Source organism: Pseudomonas sp. SED1 (assembly GCF_034044025.1).
Taxonomy (GTDB): domain Bacteria; phylum Pseudomonadota; class Gammaproteobacteria; order Pseudomonadales; family Pseudomonadaceae; genus Aquipseudomonas.
Map to the genome: position 1 here is coordinate 1 of NZ_JAXCIS010000151.1, position 18,420 is coordinate 18,420.

17 protein-coding genes and 3 tRNA genes are annotated in these 18,420 nt (G+C 59.9%); 3 read left to right on the top strand and 17 right to left on the bottom strand.

Annotated features, from left to right (window positions below; translation table 11 throughout):
- Nucleotides 1-166 precede the first annotated feature (166 nt).
- From SNL23_RS19510 to rluD, 6 genes are all read right to left on the bottom strand, one after another.
- A tRNA-Lys gene (locus SNL23_RS19510) sits at nucleotides 167-242 on the bottom strand.
- Between the two features lie 5 nt (nucleotides 243-247).
- Nucleotides 248-324 (bottom strand) — tRNA-Pro (locus SNL23_RS19515).
- 10 nt (nucleotides 325-334) lie between these two features.
- Nucleotides 335-410, bottom strand: a tRNA-Asn gene (locus tag SNL23_RS19520).
- Between the two features lie 300 nt (nucleotides 411-710).
- Nucleotides 711-3,275 (bottom strand): ATP-dependent chaperone ClpB, encoded by a 2,565-nt coding sequence (clpB, locus tag SNL23_RS19525; RefSeq protein ID WP_318303164.1) that lies wholly within the window; start codon nucleotides 3,273-3,275, stop codon nucleotides 711-713.
- 131 nt (nucleotides 3,276-3,406) lie between these two features.
- Complete coding sequence (gene pgeF, locus SNL23_RS19530; protein ID WP_076014001.1) at nucleotides 3,407-4,132, bottom strand: peptidoglycan editing factor PgeF; 726 nt, start codon at nucleotides 4,130-4,132, stop codon at nucleotides 3,407-3,409.
- Nucleotides 4,129-5,091, bottom strand: coding sequence for a 23S rRNA pseudouridine(1911/1915/1917) synthase RluD (gene rluD, locus SNL23_RS19535; protein WP_003215899.1), 963 nt, complete (start codon nucleotides 5,089-5,091; stop codon nucleotides 4,129-4,131). The genes pgeF and rluD overlap by 4 nt, the downstream gene beginning before the upstream one ends.
- 149 nt (nucleotides 5,092-5,240) lie before the next feature.
- Here rluD and SNL23_RS19540 point away from each other — a divergent pair, with 149 nt between their 5' ends.
- Nucleotides 5,241-6,266: an outer membrane protein assembly factor BamD gene (locus SNL23_RS19540; protein WP_076014002.1), complete on the top strand. Its 1,026-nt coding sequence runs from the start codon at nucleotides 5,241-5,243 to the stop codon at nucleotides 6,264-6,266.
- A gap of 124 nt (nucleotides 6,267-6,390) precedes the next feature.
- On the top strand, nucleotides 6,391-6,624 hold the full coding sequence (locus SNL23_RS19545; protein WP_076014003.1) for a PP0621 family protein: 234 nt from the start codon (nucleotides 6,391-6,393) through the stop codon (nucleotides 6,622-6,624).
- Here SNL23_RS19545 and thiO read toward each other — a convergent pair.
- The 5 genes from thiO to pilV all read right to left on the bottom strand — a co-directional run bounded on the left by thiO (nucleotide 6,611) and on the right by pilV (nucleotide 9,912).
- Nucleotides 6,611-7,720: a glycine oxidase ThiO gene (gene thiO, locus SNL23_RS19550; RefSeq protein ID WP_318303166.1), complete on the bottom strand. Its 1,110-nt coding sequence runs from the start codon at nucleotides 7,718-7,720 to the stop codon at nucleotides 6,611-6,613. The two genes, SNL23_RS19545 and thiO, sit on opposite strands and share 14 nt — an antisense overlap.
- Before the next feature lie 62 nt (nucleotides 7,721-7,782).
- Entirely contained in the window at nucleotides 7,783-8,184 is a 402-nt protein-coding gene (locus SNL23_RS19555) for a type IV pilin protein (protein WP_318303167.1), read from the bottom strand.
- 12 nt (nucleotides 8,185-8,196) lie between these two features.
- Nucleotides 8,197-8,724, bottom strand: a complete 528-nt coding sequence (locus SNL23_RS19560; protein WP_167665247.1) for a pilus assembly PilX family protein — start codon at nucleotides 8,722-8,724, stop codon at nucleotides 8,197-8,199.
- A gap of 7 nt (nucleotides 8,725-8,731) precedes the next feature.
- Entirely contained in the window at nucleotides 8,732-9,439 is a 708-nt protein-coding gene (locus tag SNL23_RS19565) for a PilW family protein (RefSeq protein ID WP_318303168.1), read from the bottom strand.
- The gene (pilV, locus tag SNL23_RS19570) at nucleotides 9,436-9,912 is read right to left on the bottom strand and encodes a type IV pilus modification protein PilV (RefSeq protein WP_318303170.1); all 477 of its coding nucleotides are present in this window, start codon (nucleotides 9,910-9,912) and stop codon (nucleotides 9,436-9,438) included. The genes SNL23_RS19565 and pilV overlap by 4 nt, the downstream gene beginning before the upstream one ends.
- Before the next feature lie 218 nt (nucleotides 9,913-10,130).
- Between pilV and SNL23_RS19575 the strand changes: the two genes are divergently transcribed.
- Nucleotides 10,131-10,712: a GspH/FimT family pseudopilin gene (locus tag SNL23_RS19575; protein ID WP_076014008.1), complete on the top strand. Its 582-nt coding sequence runs from the start codon at nucleotides 10,131-10,133 to the stop codon at nucleotides 10,710-10,712.
- Here SNL23_RS19575 and ispH read toward each other — a convergent pair.
- From ispH to murJ, 6 genes are all read right to left on the bottom strand, one after another.
- Nucleotides 10,666-11,613, bottom strand: coding sequence for a 4-hydroxy-3-methylbut-2-enyl diphosphate reductase (gene ispH / locus SNL23_RS19580; RefSeq protein WP_048724209.1), 948 nt, complete (start codon nucleotides 11,611-11,613; stop codon nucleotides 10,666-10,668). The genes SNL23_RS19575 and ispH overlap by 47 nt on opposite strands.
- A 203-nt stretch (nucleotides 11,614-11,816) precedes the next feature.
- Nucleotides 11,817-12,254 carry an FKBP-type peptidyl-prolyl cis-trans isomerase gene (gene fkpB / locus SNL23_RS19585; RefSeq protein WP_003215879.1) on the bottom strand — a complete coding sequence of 146 codons (438 nt, stop codon included), beginning with the start codon at nucleotides 12,252-12,254 and terminating at the stop codon, nucleotides 11,817-11,819.
- A 7-nt stretch (nucleotides 12,255-12,261) separates the two neighbouring features.
- On the bottom strand, nucleotides 12,262-12,771 hold the full coding sequence (gene lspA, locus SNL23_RS19590) for a signal peptidase II (protein ID WP_076014009.1): 510 nt from the start codon (nucleotides 12,769-12,771) through the stop codon (nucleotides 12,262-12,264).
- A complete protein-coding gene (gene ileS / locus SNL23_RS19595; protein WP_076014010.1) occupies nucleotides 12,764-15,595 on the bottom strand; it encodes an isoleucine--tRNA ligase in 2,832 nt (943 codons plus the stop codon). The genes lspA and ileS overlap by 8 nt, the downstream gene beginning before the upstream one ends.
- Before the next feature lie 13 nt (nucleotides 15,596-15,608).
- Nucleotides 15,609-16,547 carry a bifunctional riboflavin kinase/FAD synthetase gene (gene ribF, locus SNL23_RS19600; RefSeq protein ID WP_076014011.1) on the bottom strand — a complete coding sequence of 313 codons (939 nt, stop codon included), beginning with the start codon at nucleotides 16,545-16,547 and terminating at the stop codon, nucleotides 15,609-15,611.
- A gap of 118 nt (nucleotides 16,548-16,665) precedes the next feature.
- On the bottom strand, nucleotides 16,666-18,204 hold the full coding sequence (murJ, locus tag SNL23_RS19605) for a murein biosynthesis integral membrane protein MurJ (protein ID WP_076014012.1): 1,539 nt from the start codon (nucleotides 18,202-18,204) through the stop codon (nucleotides 16,666-16,668).
- Nucleotides 18,205-18,420 lie beyond the last annotated feature (216 nt).

Below are 18,420 nucleotides of genomic sequence, written 5' to 3' on the forward strand. Positions count from 1 at the left end.
GGGGTAAGGGGATTCGAACTCCTGACATCCTGCTCCCAAAGCAGGCGCGCTACCGGACTGCGCTATACCCCGGTAAAAAAAAGGCGACCTCTCAGTCGCCTTCTTCGATCAGCGCTTTTGGCCTCTGATCTTAAGATTCGATTCCAGCGTTAACTGGTCTCAAAAATGGTGGGTCGTGTGGGATTCGAACCTACGACCAATTGGTTAAAAGCCAACTGCTCTACCAACTGAGCTAACGACCCAAATATGGTCGGGGTAAGGGGATTCGAACTCCTGACATCCTGCTCCCAAAGCAGGCGCGCTACCGGACTGCGCTATACCCCGGTTTTGAAATTGGCTCCGTGACCAGGACTCGAACCTGGGACCCAATGATTAACAGTCATTTGCTCTACCGACTGAGCTATCACGGAACTACATATTTCAAAGTGTTACGTTGTTGCTTGTTACCTTCTCTTCGATGCTTCCGTATCGCTACGTTAGTGTCTCTGAGGCGCGCTATTCTACAATCTTAAAAACCCCTGTCAACCCTTTAAATTGCTTTTAAGACAATGATTTGCGCTTCTTTCTGATTTCTCCTTGGGGAGAAGAAACCGTTGGGCTGACGTTGCTGCGGGGCGCACTTTACAAGCCTTTGCCTTACAGTTCAACGCCCTATCGAAAAAAAAGGCCCCGCAACGCGGGGCCTCTCCTTAGAGCAGTACCACTCGGGCTTAGTGGAAGACGATTTCGTCGTTCTCCACCGCCGCCTCGACGCTGGTGCCCGGCATAAAGCTGCCCGACAGGATCAGCTGTGCCAACGGGTTCTCGATCCAGCGCTGGATCGCACGCTTCAACGGCCGTGCGCCATACACCGGGTCGTAACCGACAGCGATCAACTTGTCCAACGCCTCGCGGCTCAGGTCCAGGGACAACTCACGTTCCGCCAGACGGCTACGCAGGCGGCCCAACTGGATCTCGGTGATGCCCGCGATCTGATCCCGCGCCAGAGGCTCGAAGATCACCACTTCATCGACCCGGTTGATGAACTCCGGCCGGAAGTGGCTGGTCAGCGCGTCCATCACGGCTGCGCGCTGGGCTTCACGATCACCCACCAGTTCCTGGATCTGTACCGAGCCCAGGTTGGAGGTCATCACGATCACCGTATTGCGGAAATCCACGGTACGTCCGTGACTGTCCGTCAGGCGGCCATCTTCCAGCACTTGCAGCAACACGTTGAACACATCCGGGTGGGCCTTCTCGACCTCGTCCAGAAGGATCACCGAGTAAGGCTTGCGCCGTACCGCCTCGGTCAGGTAACCACCCTCTTCGTACCCTACATAGCCTGGTGGCGCCCCGATCAGGCGGGCCACGGAATGTTTCTCCATGAACTCGGACATATCGATCCGCACCATGGCCTCTTCGGTATCAAAGAGGAACTCGGCCAAAGCCTTGCACAGCTCGGTCTTACCCACGCCGGTCGGGCCGAGGAACATGAACGAGCCGCTCGGACGGTTCGGGTCGGACAACCCGGCCCGGGAACGCCGCACCGCGTTGGACACCGCAATCACCGCCTCGTCCTGGCCGATAACGCGCTGGTGCAACAGGCTTTCCATCTTCAGCAGCTTGTCGCGCTCGCCTTCGAGCATTTTCGACACAGGAATACCGGTCCACTTCGAGACAACTTCGGCGATTTCTTCCTCGGTCACCTTGCTGCGCAGCAACTGGTTCTCAGGCTTGCCGTGCTGGTCGACCATCTGCAGGCTGCGCTCCAGGTCCGGGATCACCCCGTACTGCAACTCGGCCATGCGGTTCAGGTCGCCTTTACGGCGCGCTGCTTCCAGCTCCTGGCGGGACTGTTCGATCTTTTGCTGGATCTGCGCAGAACCCTGCACTTCGGCTTTTTCCGAGGTCCAGATTTCTTCGAGGTCCGAATACTCGCGCTCAAGGCGAACAATTTCTTCCTGGAGTTTTTCCAGGCGTTTCTTCGCCGGCTCGTCCTCTTCTTTCTTCAGGGCCTGAGATTCAACTTTCAGCTGAATCAGGCGCCGATCCAGACGGTCCAGCACTTCAGGCTTCGAATCGATCTCCATCCGAATACGGCTGGCCGCTTCGTCGATCAGGTCGATGGCCTTGTCCGGCAACTGACGGTCAGTGATGTAGCGATGGCTCAACTTCGCCGCCGCAATGATCGCGCCGTCGGTGATCGCGACTTTATGGTGGACCTCATACCGCTCTTTCAGGCCCCGCAGGATCGCGATGGTGTCTTCTTCGCTCGGTTCTTCCACCAGTACTTTCTGGAAGCGACGCTCAAGGGCCGCATCCTTCTCGATGTACTGGCGATATTCGTTCAGCGTGGTTGCACCGACGCAATGCAACTCACCACGCGCCAGGGCTGGCTTGAGCATGTTGCCCGCATCCATCGAACCTTCGCCTTTACCGGCGCCGACCATGGTATGCAGTTCGTCGATAAACAGAATGATCTGCCCTTCCTGCTTCGACAGTTCATTCAGCAGGGACTTCAGGCGCTCTTCGAACTCGCCGCGGAACTTGGCGCCGGCAATCAGCGACCCCATGTCCAGGGACAGCAGGCGCTTGCCTTTAAGGCCGTCCGGCACTTCGCCATTAATGATGCGCTGGGCCAGGCCTTCGGCAATCGCAGTTTTACCCACGCCAGGTTCGCCGATCAGCACCGGGTTGTTCTTGGTGCGACGCTGCAGGACCTGGATGGTGCGACGAATCTCATCGTCACGACCGATCACCGGATCGAGCTTGCCTTCTTCGGCGCGCTTGGTCAGGTCGACGGTGTATTTGTCCAGGGCTTGGCGCGACTCCTCGTGGTTAGGATCATTTACCGCTTCGCCGCCACGCAGGTTGTTGATGGCGTTTTCCAGGGCTTTTTTGCTCACACCCTGGCCCAGCAACAATTTGCCAAGTTTGCTGTTGTCGTCCATGGCGGCGAGCAGCACCAGTTCGCTGGAGATGAACTGGTCACCCTTCTGCTGGGCCAGGCGATCGGCCTGGTTAAGCAGGCGCGCCAAGTCCTGGGACATGTTCACGTCGCCAGTGGGATTTTGGATTTTCGGCAGTTGGTCGAGCTCTTTGCTCAACTCCTTGCGCAGGCTGTTGACGTCGAAGCCTACCTGCATCAGCAACGGTTTGATGGAACCGCCTTGCTGCTCCAGGAGCGCTTGCATCAAGTGCGCAGGCTCAATGGCCGGATGGTCAAGGCCAACCGCCAGGGATTGAGAATCAGATAATGCCAACTGCAATTTGCTGGTTAAACGATCAATACGCATTAGTCACCTTCCTTTTGAGCAGGCCGGAGCTATAAACACATCCTGAATGAAGAAACCTGCCAGATACCCCTATAGATGTGGTCGATTCTGGGAGATTCAAGCTGCCAATAGTTGACGCAGGTCAGGAGAGTCTAGCGTTCAAGCCAGATAAGGGAGGCAAACCGACCGGTGCGCGGGCTGCGGCGGTAGGAATAGAAGCGGGGATCGGTCACGGTACACAAGCCGCCACCGTACACAGCCGTGACGCCGCGGGCTGCGAGCCGCAGGCGGGCCAGTTGGTAAATGTCCGCCATGAACTTGCCCGGGTTCTGACTGGGGACGAACGCCTCAATCGTTTCCGGAAGTTGCTGCATAAAGGCTTCACGCACTTCCGGCCCCACTTCGAAGGCTTGCGGGCCGATGGCCGGGCCCAGCCAAACCAGCACTTCGCCAGGTTCGGCGTCCAGGCTTTCGAAAGCGGCTTCCAGAACTCCCGCAGCCAGGCCACGCCAACCGGCATGGGCAGCAGCGACGCGGGTGCCGGCGCGATTGCAAAACAAGGCAGGCAAGCAGTCAGCCGTCATCGATGTGCAGGCGACGCCTGGGGTGCTGGTCCAACTGCCATCTGCCTCGGCAGTACGACCGGGGTCCGCCTCAACCACAACCACACCGTGAACCTGACGCAGCCAGGCTGGCTGAATATTGAGGGCATCGGTGAGGCGACGACGATTTTCGAGGACGGCTTCGAGGCTATCCTCAACGTGATCGCCGAGATTGAGGCTGTCGAACGGCGCCAGACTGACGCCGCCCGCACGGGTGGTAACGCAGGCTTTCACCCCGGCCGGCGCAGGCCAGTCAGGAATCAGCCAGTCACTCATCCGATGAACGCCTCGCGATCCTGCTTGAGCAGCGACAACAACCAGACAAAATCGTCTGGAAGTGGCGATTCCCAGCTCATCCGCTTACCGCTCGTCGGATGATCCAGTTCCAGGAAGCGTGCATGCAGTGCCTGGCGCGGGAAGGTTTTCAACGAATCAACCATGGTTGCACTGGCCGCCGGCGGAATACGGAAGCGGCCACCGTAGGCCGGATCTCCGACCAACGGGAAGTTGATGTGCGCCATGTGCACCCGAATCTGGTGGGTACGACCGGTTTCCAGCTTGACCCGCACGTGGGTGTGGGAGCGGAAACGCTCGAGCACGCGGTAGTGGCTGACAGCTTGTTTGCCACCTTCCATTACCGCCATGCGCTGGCGCTGCTGGCCGTGGCGACCGATCGGGGCATTGATTTTGCCACCTGCGGTTACCACGCCGATCACGATGCATTCATAGATGCGGCTGACGCTGCGGCTCTGCAGTTGTGTGACCAGCTGCGTCTGCGCCTGAATGGTCTTGGCCACCACCATAAGGCCGGTGGTGTCCTTGTCCAGACGGTGCACGATGCCGCAGCGCGGAACATTGATGATGTCCGGCACGTGGTGCAGCAAGGCATTGAGCAGGGTGCCATCAGCGTGCCCGGCAGCCGGGTGAACCACCAGACCTGCGGGTTTATTGATCACCAGGATGTCGTCGTCTTCATAGACGATGTCCAGTTCAATGTCCTGGGCGATCCATTCTCCCTGGGCTTCCTGCTCGGCAGTCAGCTCAAGAATCGCACCACCATGGACTATGTCTCGCGGGCGGATAACCGCCCCATCCACAGTCAGGCGGCCGTCTTTGATCCAGGCGGAAAGGCGCGAGCGCGAGTGCTCAGCGAATAATTGTGCGGCGACTTGATCGAGGCGTTGGCCGCCCAATTCGGACGGCACCTCTGCGCGAAGTTCAATTTTATCGGACATGCTCAGACTAGGCGTGGCACAGCCTTTGGTTTCGGCTGCGCGCTTGTGGTTAAATACGGCGTCTTTTGCCCCGAGGCTTTCCAAGGGGCGCTCATCATAACAGGACGGCCCCGCCCAAGACAGCGGCCGTCATAGGGACGCAAGCCGCCATGCAAGTGAAACACCTGCTGCTGATCGCCATCCTCGCCATGACTGCTGCTTGCTCGTCAACAAAGGAAGTCGTCGACGAAAACCTGAGCGAGGTCGAGCTGTACCAACAAGCTCAGACCGACCTGAACAACCACAGCTACACCAGCGCCACGGCAAAGCTGAAGGCACTGGAGTCGCGGTATCCGTTCGGGCGCTACGCCGACCAGGCCCAGCTCGAGCTGATCTACGCCAACTACAAGAACGCCGAGCCGGAAGCTGCCAAGTCCGCCGCCGAGCGTTTTATCCGCCTGCACCCACAACATCCGAACGTGGACTACGCCTACTACCTCAAGGGCCTGACCTCGTTTGACCAGGACGTTGGCCTGCTGGCGCGCTTCCTGCCGCTGGACATGACCCAGCGTGACCCGGGTGCTGCCCGCGACTCCTACAACGAGTTCGCCCAACTGACCAGCCGCTACCCGAACAGCCGCTACGCGCCGGACGCCAAGCAGCGCATGATCTACCTGCGCAACCTGCTGGCCTCCTACGAGATCCACGTAGCCCACTACTACCTGACCCGTCAGGCGTACGTTGCTGCCGCGAACCGTGGCCGCTATGTAGTGGAAAACTTCCAGGAAACCCCATCCGTGGGTGACGGCCTGGCCGTGATGACCGAGGCTTACCAGCGCCTGCACCTGGACGCCCTGGCGGCCACCAGCCTGGAAACCCTGAAGCTCAACTACCCGGATCACCCAAGCCTGAAGGACGGCCAGTTCGTACCGCAGGTTGCCGAAGCCGACAACCGTTCGTGGTTGAGCAAATACACCCTGGGCCTGATCGAGTCCCGTCCACCGCTGCCGCCGGGTGAAACCCGCGCCAACCAGGACATCATCAAGCAATACCAGGACGCCAAGGATTCGATCCCGTCGGACCTCAAACCGCGTGACGAAAACGGCGACATCATCGAAGAGCAAGGGCCTCAAGCCCTGGGCAACAACGAAGATCGCTCGTGGTTCAGCTACATGACCTTCGGTGTCTTTGACTGACTGTTCGCCGCGATGCAAAAAGGGAGCTCTTGAGCTCCCTTTTTTATTGCGCTGCATAATTGCGCTGTGCGCCCATCACGTCCTTGGCTAAACTGGCGCATTACTTGTCGAGAAGCTGCCCACCATGGTTCGTCTACTGTTCTGGATTGCCGTTATTGCTGCCGCGGTATGGATTTGGCGCAAATTCAAAAGCCCGGCCGCCAAACAGCAGCGGCCCAGCGAGCAAGGTACTATTCAGATGGTTCGTTGCGCTCACTGCGGCCTTCATCTGCCGCAGGATCGAGCCTTGAGCCTGCGCCAGGAGTGGTATTGCACCCAGGCGCATCTGGAGCAGGGTCCGAAGGCTATCCAGCGTTGATCCGGCCTGCCGGCGCGTAGGGCGTCGGATCAATGATCGGCTTATGCTCCAGCAACAAATCGGCAAACAACTGACAGGAAGCCGGCGCCAGCACCAGGCCATTGCGGTAATGCCCGCAATTGAGCCATAGCCCGTCAAACCCTGGCACCTTACCGATATAGGGAATGCCTTCCGGCGACCCGGGCCGCAAGCCGGCCCAATGCCCCACCACCTCGGCATCAGCCAGTGCCGGAATCAACTCGACGGCAGAGGCTTTCAGGCTTTCCAGGGCGGAATCGGTGGGCGTCTTGTCGAACCCCTCATGCTCCAGCGTACTGCCGATCAGGATGTGACCGTCTCGCCGCGGAATCGCATAACGCCCCTTGGCCAGGACCATGCACGATAGGAAGTCCGAGGCGCATTTATACAAGATCATCTGCCCCTTGACCGGCTCCACGGGCAACGCCAACCCCAGGCTACCCAGCAACTCACCGCTCCAGGCTCCGGCAGCAAGCACCACCTCATCGCCACGGATCGGCCCAAGAGCCGTATTCACCCCGACAACCTTGCCGCCCTCCTGAATAAACCCTTCAACCGCGCACTGCTCGTGAATCGTCACGCCCGGCAGGGCCAACAAGGCTGCCTTGAGGGATTTGACCAACCGCGGATTACGCACATTGGCCACATCCGCCATATAGATCGCCTGGGAAAACCCGGCACCCAGCACCGGCACAGCGTCATGGGCCGCTGAAACATCCACCTTGCTCAGCGGGCGCCCTTCGCGCGCCGCCCAGGCAAGCGCCTCGGCCTCATCGTCAAGGTCCAGCCAATACAGGCCCGTGGTGTGAACTTCCGGGTCAACGCCTGTAGCGGCGAACAAACGCTCTGCCAGTTGCGGGTAAAAATCCTGGGACCAGTGCGCCAGTGCCGTCACCGCCGGGCTATAGCGCCATGGGTACAGCGGGGAAACAATGCCGCCACCAGCCCAGGAAGACTCCTGCCCGACCGCCGAGCGATCCAGCAACACCACCGTCTGCCCCTGGGTCGCCAGGTTGAACGCTGTCAACAAGCCAATTACCCCGCCACCCACAACCACTACTTGCTGTTGCTTAGCCATTGTTCGATCCAGCCGATAAAAAGAAAAAGGCACGCCCGGCGCCCAATCGTCCAGCTTCCTCATCATTGCCCCCAGCACGCCTTGCGCGTCATGTCAGGCACGGCGCCCGGATTGCTTCGCGCACCGGCACTGGTCAGGCTGAAGGCTGCACAGGGATCGCTCGCCATCACCGAATCAGTTGCGGGCGTGGCAAGCAGAACGAAATCCTGAGGGTTCAATGCAGGGGTGATTCTATAGCGATCATTGCCGGCGATGACGCCAGTCGCATCAATAAAAGTGCCGTTCCTCGCGTAATAACGCTCCAGGTGCTGAGCTTGCTCGGTCAGCAACCCGGCAATTTCGGCGCGATAGACCTTTTTCATATGGTTCGTATAGCCGGGATAGGCGACGCCAACCAGAAGGCCGATGATCGCCACGGCGATCAATAATTCGATCAGGGTGAAACCAGTGCAATCCTTGCTCATCGTGCCGCTTACCTATTGAAGTTGTCGCCACATGATTCGTCGAAAACGCTCACCGGCGCCGCTGCCCACGCGCGCATACACCGTCTCCAGGACGGAACGCGAATGACCGCTGATTCCCACCGAAGTCACTCGATAGAGGGTGGCTTGGGTCTCTGCCGGAAGGTGAGCCAAGCCCATTCCCGGCCCAAGATTCTGAATACCGTAGACGCCATCTTTCATCCCCACCCAAGTGACAGCCGACACAGGGTTCGTCCCAGGCCCTACTACCGAAACCGACTCGGGAGGTGGCGCACACGCAACAGTCGATTGACAAGGACGCAAGCCAAAACCAGGTGCCTGCACCACAGACTCTCCAAGCCTGAGGCCGCTTTCGGCCAGCTGAAACGACTGGTTGCGCTGCCGAACGCTGCCGGTCATTTTTTCTTGCGAGATTGCCCCCTGCATCGAAGACAACCCGAGGAGCGCCAACAACAGCAGGAATACCAGGCTGATCAGCAAAACCATACCTGCCTGCCTCGAACAAGAACGGTAATAACCCATGGGCAAGCTACTCCAGACGATTACGTAGCGCGGCTACAACGCTGTAGGTCTGGTCTTTCACCCGCCCATTTGGATCCTGAAGTGTCAGCAGAATCCGCACACTGCGTATAAGCGACTCATCACCGGGGTTGGGGTCGTATCGGGTGACAATCGTTGAGCCCGCCTTCCCGGCCACCCCGAAACTGATATCAAAAGCCCCCACGTTATCCACCAGCACTGCCTTGCTCGGGGCTGCCAACGTGCTGAGCTTTAGCTGCCCCCCCTCGAAGGTGTAAGTCAGCTTGCGCAATGGAAAGCGGATCTGCCCGGGCGCAGGTGCTGGTGGGCTTCCCCCAAAAGCGTGAGCAGAACCGGTGCAATCGGAAAGCACTGTCCAGTCAGGCTTGCTGCCACCCTCTCCGACGTCAGCGGTCACCAGCGTCAGCGACCGGGAGTTGCCGGTGGCACTCCAGCCGATGGGGCGGCCGAACCCTGGGGGAGCGTTGCTGATTGACGCGGTGGACAGGCAACCAAACATGCCCGCCTGGCGTATTTCCTGAATCAGCTTGCCCAGGACGAACCGTGCATCATCCTGCAACAGCGAAGCTGCACTTTGGTTGTCACGGGTGGCTCGGGAGCTGAGCGCGATCTGGGTCACACCCATGATCAACACCAGCCCCAGCGCCAACGCCAGCAACAGCTCCACCAGGCTAAAACCGCGAGCGGGGCCGCTCATGGCAACCCCCTCGGGTCAACAGCAACCCGGCTGGTCAGGGTGAACGTTTCCCGAGCGCCTTGAGCCTTCGCCCCACGGGAGTCATCCCAACTGATGCTGATGGTCACCTCTCGCTGATTGACCGCAACCGAACCCCTTGCGCTCTCCCCTGCAAACCCTGCGATGTTGGCTTCGAAATCGTGCAGGTCCAGATCACGGACACTTGCGACCGAAGTGCTGGAGGGCGCGCGCTCGCTTTGCCCCCATGAGTAATCGGCGCCTGAGTTGGCGCGGATGCGGTCGAGCATGTCGTACGCAATGAAACTGGCCTGACTGGTCATCCTGGAACTGTCGGTGTATTTCAATGCATTGAGCTGAATCACCGCAGCCCCCAGCAGGCCGACGGCGAGGATCAACACAGATACCAGGACCTCGATCAGGGTCATCCCGGCCTGGGTCAATTGAGGGTGATTCGTTACGGGGCAAGCGATCATTACCATCGTCATCCATGTCGAAGGTCATCAAAAAGCAGTGGAAATCTGCCGTGCGACGCAAGACTAGCGCCGGTCTTGCCTGAGCGCTGCCCCCGGGAACAAAGCGAAATACTTTGGACAGGATGGCCATCATTCACCACGCCGGACTGGCCGCTATAACTAAGTCTGCCACTCGGCATTCACTGAAAAAGCACACCGCGTCCACGGAGGGACGGCACATGAAGCAACGAGGTTTTTCTCTGATTGAGCTGGTTCTGGGCCTGTTCCTGAGCGGCATCCTGGCCAATCTGGCAGTGCCGAGTCTCAAGGGGTTGCTTGAGTCGCAACGTCGCCAGAGCGCCGCAGAATCACTCGCCGGCGGGGTGCGTTACGCCCGCACGGAAGCCATCGCGCGTAATCGCACGGTGGTTATCCATGCACTGGAGGATGACTGGAGCCGGGGATGGAGGGTGGTACTGGACCTGAACGGTCGCGGCCATCTGGACGACAAAAACCCGGTGCTGCTGGAGCGCCAGGACAGTGGCCAGATACCGATTGTGGGGAATACGCCAGTGCGAACCCAGATACGCTTCAGCGGCCTGGGTGAACCGCTGCTGTCAGCAGGGGCTTTCAGCGCCGGCACCGTTCACGTGTGCGCGACGGACCAGCAACTGAGCCTGTATCAAGTAGTGCTGGCCGCCAGCGGGCGCATTAGCCTGCGCAGTAACAAAACCGAGCAGGCGCTGTGCCGGGGCTATGCCGGCACCTTGGGACTCAGAGCAGCGAGCGAACCCGCAGCTCCTTGGGCATGGAGAAAGTGATGTTCTCTTCACGGCCCGCCAGCTCATCAGCGCCTGTGGCGCCCCAGGCCTGCAGTTGCTGAATAACGCCGCGAACCAGCACTTCCGGGGCCGAGGCACCCGCCGTGATGCCGATGCGCTCGACGCCATCGAACCAGCTGCGCTGCATATCTTCGGCACCATCGATCAAATAGGCCGGAGTGGCCATGCGCTCGGCCAGTTCACGCAAACGGTTGGAGTTGGAGCTGTTAGGGCTACCCACCACCAGCACCACGTCGCATTCGTCGGCCAATTGCTTGACCGCATCCTGACGGTTTTGCGTGGCGTAGCAGATGTCGTCCTTGCGTGGCCCGCCAATCGCAGGGAAGCGCGTACGCAACGCATCGATGACGCGGCTGGTGTCGTCCATGGACAGGGTGGTCTGGGTAACGAAGGCCAGCTTTTCAGGGTTGTGCACCTGCAACGCGGCGACGTCTTTTTCGTCTTCTACCAGGTAGATCGCGCCGCCATTGCTGGCGTCGTACTGGCCCATGGTGCCTTCGACTTCCGGGTGACCGGCGTGGCCAATCAGGATGCATTCACGACCATCACGGCTGTAGCGCGCGACCTCGATGTGCACCTTGGTCACCAGCGGGCAGGTGGCGTCGAACACTTTCAGGCCACGGCCTGCTGCTTCAGTGCGCACGGCCTGGGAAACGCCGTGGGCGCTGAAGATAACGATAACGTCGTCCGGCACCTGGTCCAGTTCTTCAACGAAGATGGCCCCGCGGCTGCGCAGGTCTTCGACCACGAATTTGTTGTGGACGACTTCATGGCGCACGTAAATCGGCGGCCCGAAGACTTCCAGGGCGCGGTTGACGATTTCAATCGCCCGGTCCACGCCGGCGCAGAAGCCACGGGGGTTGGCGAGTTTGATTTGCATGCTGTGCCTCGTGTCTTGCCCTGAGGAGCGAGCTTGTGTGGCGAGGGAGCTTGCTCCCGCTGGGCTGCGAAGCAGCCCCAACCTGGGCAATCGAGACACATCAGGTGTATCTCGATGAACAGTTTGGGAGTGCTACGCACTCCAACGGGAGCAAGCTCCCTCGCCACAACAAGCTCGCTCCTACAGTAGGCCGATTTCGTTAGTTACAGCGCTTTAACGTCGATGATTTCGACATCAAAGGTCAAGGTTTTCCCGGCCAACGGGTGGTTGAAGTCGATGGTCACTTGCGCGTCATCAAAAGCTTTCACCACACCCGGCAGTTCGGTGTTCGCCGCATCATTGAAGATCACCAGCAAGCCTTCCGACAGTTCCATGTCCTGGAACTGCGAACGCGGGATGATCTGTACGTTTTGCGGGTTGGGCTGGCCAAAGGCGTTTTCCGGCAGGATCTGCAGGTTGCGCTTGTCGCCGGCCTTGAAGCCGAACAGTGCCGCTTCGAAACCCGGCAGCAGGTTGCCGTCGCCGACCTTGAAGGTCGCCGGGGCCTTGTCGAACGTGCTGTCGACCGTGTCGCCATTCTCCAGGCGCAATGCGAAATGCAAGGTGACTTCCGTGTTCTGGCCGATGCGTTGCTCAGCCAATACCTGTTCAGTCATGAACGGTCTCTCCGGTTTTCTTACTTTTGAACATATCCAACGCCAGCATGATTGCACCGACGGTGATGGCGCTGTCGGCAAAGTTGAACGCCGGGAAGTACCAGCGGTTCTGCCAATGCACCAGAATAAAGTCGATCACATGGCCCAGGGCAATGCGGTCGTACAAGTTGCCCAATGCACCACCGAGCACCAGGGCAAGTGCCACGGCCAGCCAGGTGTCATCGCGCCCCAGGCGTTTGAGCCAGACCACCAGCACGGCACTGACCACCACGGCGATCAGGGCAAACAGCCAGCGCTGCCAGCCGGAGCTGTCAGCCAGGAAGCTGAACGCAGCACCGGTGTTGTAGGCCAGGGTCCAACTGAAGTAGTCGGGAATCACCACGATCTGCTGGTACATCTCCAGGGCGCCTTCGAAATGAGCCTTGCTGAGCTGGTCAATGACCAGCACCAGCACGCTCAATACGAGCAAGCCCAGGCGTCCAAAACGACTGGCTTCAGGCATAGTGACGGACCTCGCCAGCGCCAGAGATGTTGTCGACGCAACGACCGCAGATTTCCGGATGCTCAGGATTCACGCCGACATCTTCACGGCAGTGCCAGCAACGGGCGCACTTGGCGAAGGACGACTTGACCACTTTGAGCTTGAGGCCCGGGACTTCGGTCGCGACGGCATCCGCAGGTGCCTGGGCAAACGGCGCCAGGCTGGCGGTCGAGGTGATCAAGACGAAGCGCAGTTCGTTGCTCAGCTTCGCCAGGTCAGCGGTCAGGCCTTCCTCGGCAAACAGCGTGACTTCGGCCTGCAAGTTGCCGCCAACGGCCTTCGCCGCGCGCTGCACTTCCAGTTCCTTGTTCACGGCAACCTTGACGGCCATCACGCCTTCCCAGTACTCGCGGCCCAGCTCGAAGTCGGCCGGCAATTCGGTCAGGCCTTCGTACCAGGTGTTGAGCATGACGGACTCGTTACGCTCGCCCGGCAGGTATTCCCAGAACTCGTCGGCGGTGAAAGCCAGGATCGGGGCGATCCAGCGCACCAGCGCTTCAGAGATATGGTACAGCGCGGTCTGCGCCGAACGGCGGGCCTTGCTGTTGGCACCGGTGGTGTACTGGCGGTCCTTGATGATGTCGAGGTAGAAACCACCCAGCTCCTGCACGCAGAAGTTGTGGATCTTCGAATAGACGTTCCAGAAGCGGTATTCACCGTAGTGCTCTTGCAGCTCGCGCTGCAGCAACAGGGTACGGTCCACGGCCCAACGGTCCAGGGCGAGCATTTCCTCGGCCGGCAGGATGTCGGTGGCGGGGTTGAAACCGGTCAGGTTCGATAGCATGAAGCGTGCGGTATTACGGATCCGGCGGTAGGCATCGGCACTGCGCTGCAGGATCTGCTCGGACACGGCCATCTCGCCCGAATAATCGGTAGAGGCAACCCACAGGCGCATGATGTCCGCGCCCAGGGTGTCGTTGACCTTTTGCGGCGCGATCACGTTGCCCAGGGACTTGGACATCTTGCGACCGTTCTCGTCGACAGTGAAGCCGTGGGTCAGCAGCTCGCGGTACGGGGCGTGATCGTCGATCGCGCAGCCGGTCAGCAACGAGGAGTGGAACCAGCCACGGTGTTGGTCGGAACCTTCCAGGTACAGATCGGCACGCGGGCCGGTCTCGTGGCCCATCGGGTGCGAACCGCGCAATACGTGCCAGTGAGTGGTACCGGAGTCGAACCAGACGTCCAGGGTGTCGCTGATCTTGTCGTACAGCGGCGCTTCTTCGCCCAGCAGCTCGGCGGCGTCCAGCTTGAACCAGGCTTCGATGCCTTCTTGCTCAACACGCTGGGCAACCACTTCCATCAGTTCGACGGTACGTGGGTGCAGCTCGCCGCTTTCCTTGTTCAGGAAGAACGGGATCGGTACGCCCCAGTTGCGCTGGCGGGAGATGCACCAGTCCGGACGGTTGGCGATCATCGAGTGCAGGCGCGCCTGACCCCAGGCCGGAACGAACTTGGTGTCTTCGATCGCCTTGATCGCGCGGTTACGCAGGGTGTCGCCGCTGGTCGGCTCTTTGTCCATGCCGATAAACCACTGCGCGGTGGCGCGGTAGATCAGCGGGGTCTTGTGACGCCAGCAGTGCATGTAGCTGTGGGTGATGGTTTCGGTGTGCAGCAGCGCACCGACTTCAGCCAGCTTGTCGACGATCGCCGGGTTGGCCTTGAAGATGAACTGGCCACCGAAGAATTCCAGGGACGGCGCGTACACGCCGTTGCTTTGCACTGGGTTGATGATGTCGTCGTTGACCAGGCCGTACTGCTTGCAGATCACGAAGTCGTCTACACCATAGGCAGGCGAGCAGTGAACCACGCCGGTGCCGGCGCCCAGTTCAACGTACTCGGCCAGGTAGATTGGCGACAGGCGGTCGTAGAACGGGTGACGGAAGTTGATCAGCTCCAGCGCGGAGCCGGTGGTGGTCGCGATTACCGAGCCTTGCAGGTTGTAGCGGGCAAGGCACGCCTCGACCAGCTCTTCAGCCAGCACCAGCAGCTTGTCACCGACGTCCACCAGGGCGTAGGTGAATTCCGGGTGCACGTTCAGCGCCTGGTTGGCCGGGATGGTCCACGGGGTGGTGGTCCAGATCACGATGGAGGCTGGCTTGGCCAGGCTCGCGAGACCGAAGGCTTCAGCCAGTTTGGCTTCGTCGGCGATCGGGAAGGCGACGTCGATGGTCGAGGACTTTTTGTCTTCGTACTCGACTTCTGCTTCAGCCAGGGCCGAGCCGCAATCGAAGCACCAGTTCACGGGCTTGAGGCCCTTGAACACGAAACCGCCCTTGACGATTTCGGCCAAGGCGCGGATTTCACCGGCCTCGTTCTTGAAGTCCATGGTCTTGTAAGGGTTGGCCCAGTCGCCCAATACACCCAGGCGGATGAATTCGGACTTCTGCCCTTCGATCTGCTCGGTGGCGTAGGCACGGCACAGTTCGCGGGTTTTATCCGCGCCCAGGTTCTTGCCGTAGGTCACTTCGACTTTGTGTTCGATCGGCAGGCCGTGGCAGTCCCAGCCCGGGACATAAGGCGCGTCGAAACCCGAAAGGGTTTTCGAGCGGATGATCATGTCTTTGAGAATCTTGTTCAGTGCGTGACCGATGTGAATCGTGCCGTTGGCATAAGGAGGGCCGTCGTGCAGGACGAATTTCGGACGATCCTTGCCAATCTCGCGCAACTTTCCGTACAGGCCAATACTGTCCCAGCGCTGCAGGATCTGCGGTTCGCGCTGTGGCAGGCCGGCCTTCATTGGGAAGGCGGTGTCCGGAAGGTTTAGCGTGGCTTTATAGTCGGTCATTTAAGGCTCTTCATTAGCGATGGGCGCTAGGTGCGGCTAGTGCACGGGCGGCGGCGACATCCGCATTGATCGCCGTTTTCAACGCCTCCAGGGAGGCGAAACGCTGCTCTTCACGCAGCTTTTGGTGGAAAGCCACCGTCAAACGCCGGTCATACAAATCACCGGCAAAATCCAAAAGGTGAACTTCCAGGTGGGCTTTGCCATCACCTGCAACCGTGGGCCTGACGCCTATGTTGGCGACTCCGGGCCACGATTGGCCGTCGATGTCGACACTCACCAGGTAAACCCCGGTCAGTGGCACACGACGGCGCTTGAGCTGCACGTTGGCAGTTGGCGTGCCCAGTTGGCGCGCCAGCTTCTGGCCGTGCAGCACCCGCCCGGCAATCCGGAACGGGCGACCGAGCAAGCGCTCGGCCAAGGCGAAGTCGGCAGCGGCCAAGGCGTTACGCACCTGGGTACTGCTCACGCGCAGGCCGTCCAGTTCGACGGTTTGCGCGGCTTCGACGGTAAAACCCTGGGTGACGCCGGCCTGTTGCAGGAAATCGAAATCCCCTACCCGGTCGCAACCGAAACGGAAGTCGTCGCCGACCTCCAGGTGCTGCACGCCCAGGCCGTCCACCAGGATACGGTCGACGAACTCGGCGGCGCTGAGGCTGCGCAAACGCTGGTTGAAAGCCAGGCAGAGGACGCGGTCCACGCCTTCTTCAGCCAGCAGTTGCAGCTTGTCCCGCAGACGGGCCAGACGCGCCGGCGCCGTCTCCGGGGTAAAGAATTCGCGCGGCTGTGGTTCAAAAATCACCACACAGCTGGGCACGCCCAACTCAACCGCACGCTCACGCAGGCGGGCCAGGATAGCCTGGTGGCCACGGTGAACACCGTCAAAGTTGCCAATAGTGGCGACGCAGCCCCGATGCTGGGGGCGCAGGTTGTGGAGACCTCGAACCAGCTGCATAACGCGCTTCTTGCTCATAAAGTGGTCGATTATAACCACACCCAGCCCCGGACGACAGGCAACAGCGCAGGCCATTTGCGCGAATCGATAAAACAACCGCCTTATCGACGAAAAGTCTCTAGCTCAGCGACTTGCGATTGAAATCCCGCAAGCGGAAGCCCATCAGCAGCAACATGCCGAAGTACACCACCACACCAGCCACTACCAACGCACCGAGGCGCATGAAGCGCTCCAGCATATGGCCCTGATCCCAGGCAGGCATAAAGTGCATCAGCCCCAGCAACACCGCAGACATCATCGCCACCGCCACAAGCAACTTGAGCGCGAACATGCCCCAGCCCGGCTGCGGCTGGAACATTTTCTGTTTACGCAGTTGATAGAACAGCAGGCCGGCGTTGATGCAGGCGCCGACACTAATGGCCAACGCCAGGCCGGCATGAGCCAGCGGGCCGATAAACACCAGGTTGAGCAGTTGCGTGACCACCAGGGTGAAGATCGCAATCTTCACCGGGGTACGGATATTTTGCTGGGCATAAAAGCCGGGCGCCAGGACCTTGATCACGATAATACCCAGCAGCCCGACGGAATAGGCGATCAGCGCACGCTGGGTCATCGAGGCATCAAACGCACTGAACTGGCCGTACTGAAACAGAGAAACGGTCAATGGTTCCGCCAGGATCCCCAGCGCCAGGGAGCACGGCAATACCAGGACGAAGCACAGGCGCAGCCCCCAATCGAGAATTCGCGAGTATTCGTGACGGTCCTTGCTGGCGTATGTGCGGGACAGCGTCGGCAGCAGGATGGTGCCGAGCGCCACGCCCAGCACGCCGGACGGCAACTCCATCAGACGGTCGGCGTAGTACATCCACGATACGGAGCCCGAGACCAGCAACGAGGCAAAGGCGGTATTGATGATCAGCGAGATCTGGCTGACGGAAACCCCGAGGATTGCCGGCAGCATGTTGCGCATAACGCGCCACACGCCGGTGTCCTTGAGGTTCAGGCGCGGCAGCACGAGCATACCGATCTTCTTCAGGTGCGGCAGTTGGTACAGCAGTTGTGCCAGGCCACCGGCCAACACCGCCCAGCCCAGAGCCATCACGGGCGGATCGAAGTACGGCGTCAGGAACAGCGCAAAAATAATCATGCTGACGTTAAGCAGGGTCGGCACGAAGGCCGGCACCGAAAAGCGGTTCCAGGTATTGAGGATCGCCCCGGCCAGGGACGACAGGGAAATCAGCAATATATAAGGAAAGGTCACCCGCAACAGATCAGTGGTCAGGGCGAATTTTTCCGGCGTATTGGCAAAACCGGGGGCCGTGGCCCAGATCACCCAGGGCGCGGCGAGCATCCCGGCGATCGTCACCAACGTCAGCACCAACGTCAGCAAGCCCGACACATAGGCAATAAAGGTGCGGGTCGCCTCCTCGCCTTGCTGGGCCTTGTATTCCGCCAAAATCGGTACGAAAGCCTGGGAAAAAGCCCCTTCGGCGAAGATCCGCCGCAGCAGGTTGGGCAGTTTAAAGGCTATAAAGAAGGCATCCGTGGCCATGCTGGCGCCAAAAATACGTGCCAGCAGCGTGTCACGTACAAACCCTAGAACCCGGGAAATCATCGTGATAGAGCTGACGGCGGCCAACGATTTGAGCAGATTCATTGAAAGAGTTTTTGCCTATAGATAAAGAGCAGGCGAACAAACGGCCCACATATGCGATACTCCGCGCCTGCAACAAGCACAGAGCCAAAGCTCGCGAGTTTACAGGTCAAGCGCCGGAAATAAATCACCCGCCTCTTAAGATCGACCACTCAGCAGTTCGCATCACCCGCCCTTGACAAGACTTCAACTCATCGGCATGATTCGCGGCCTATTTTG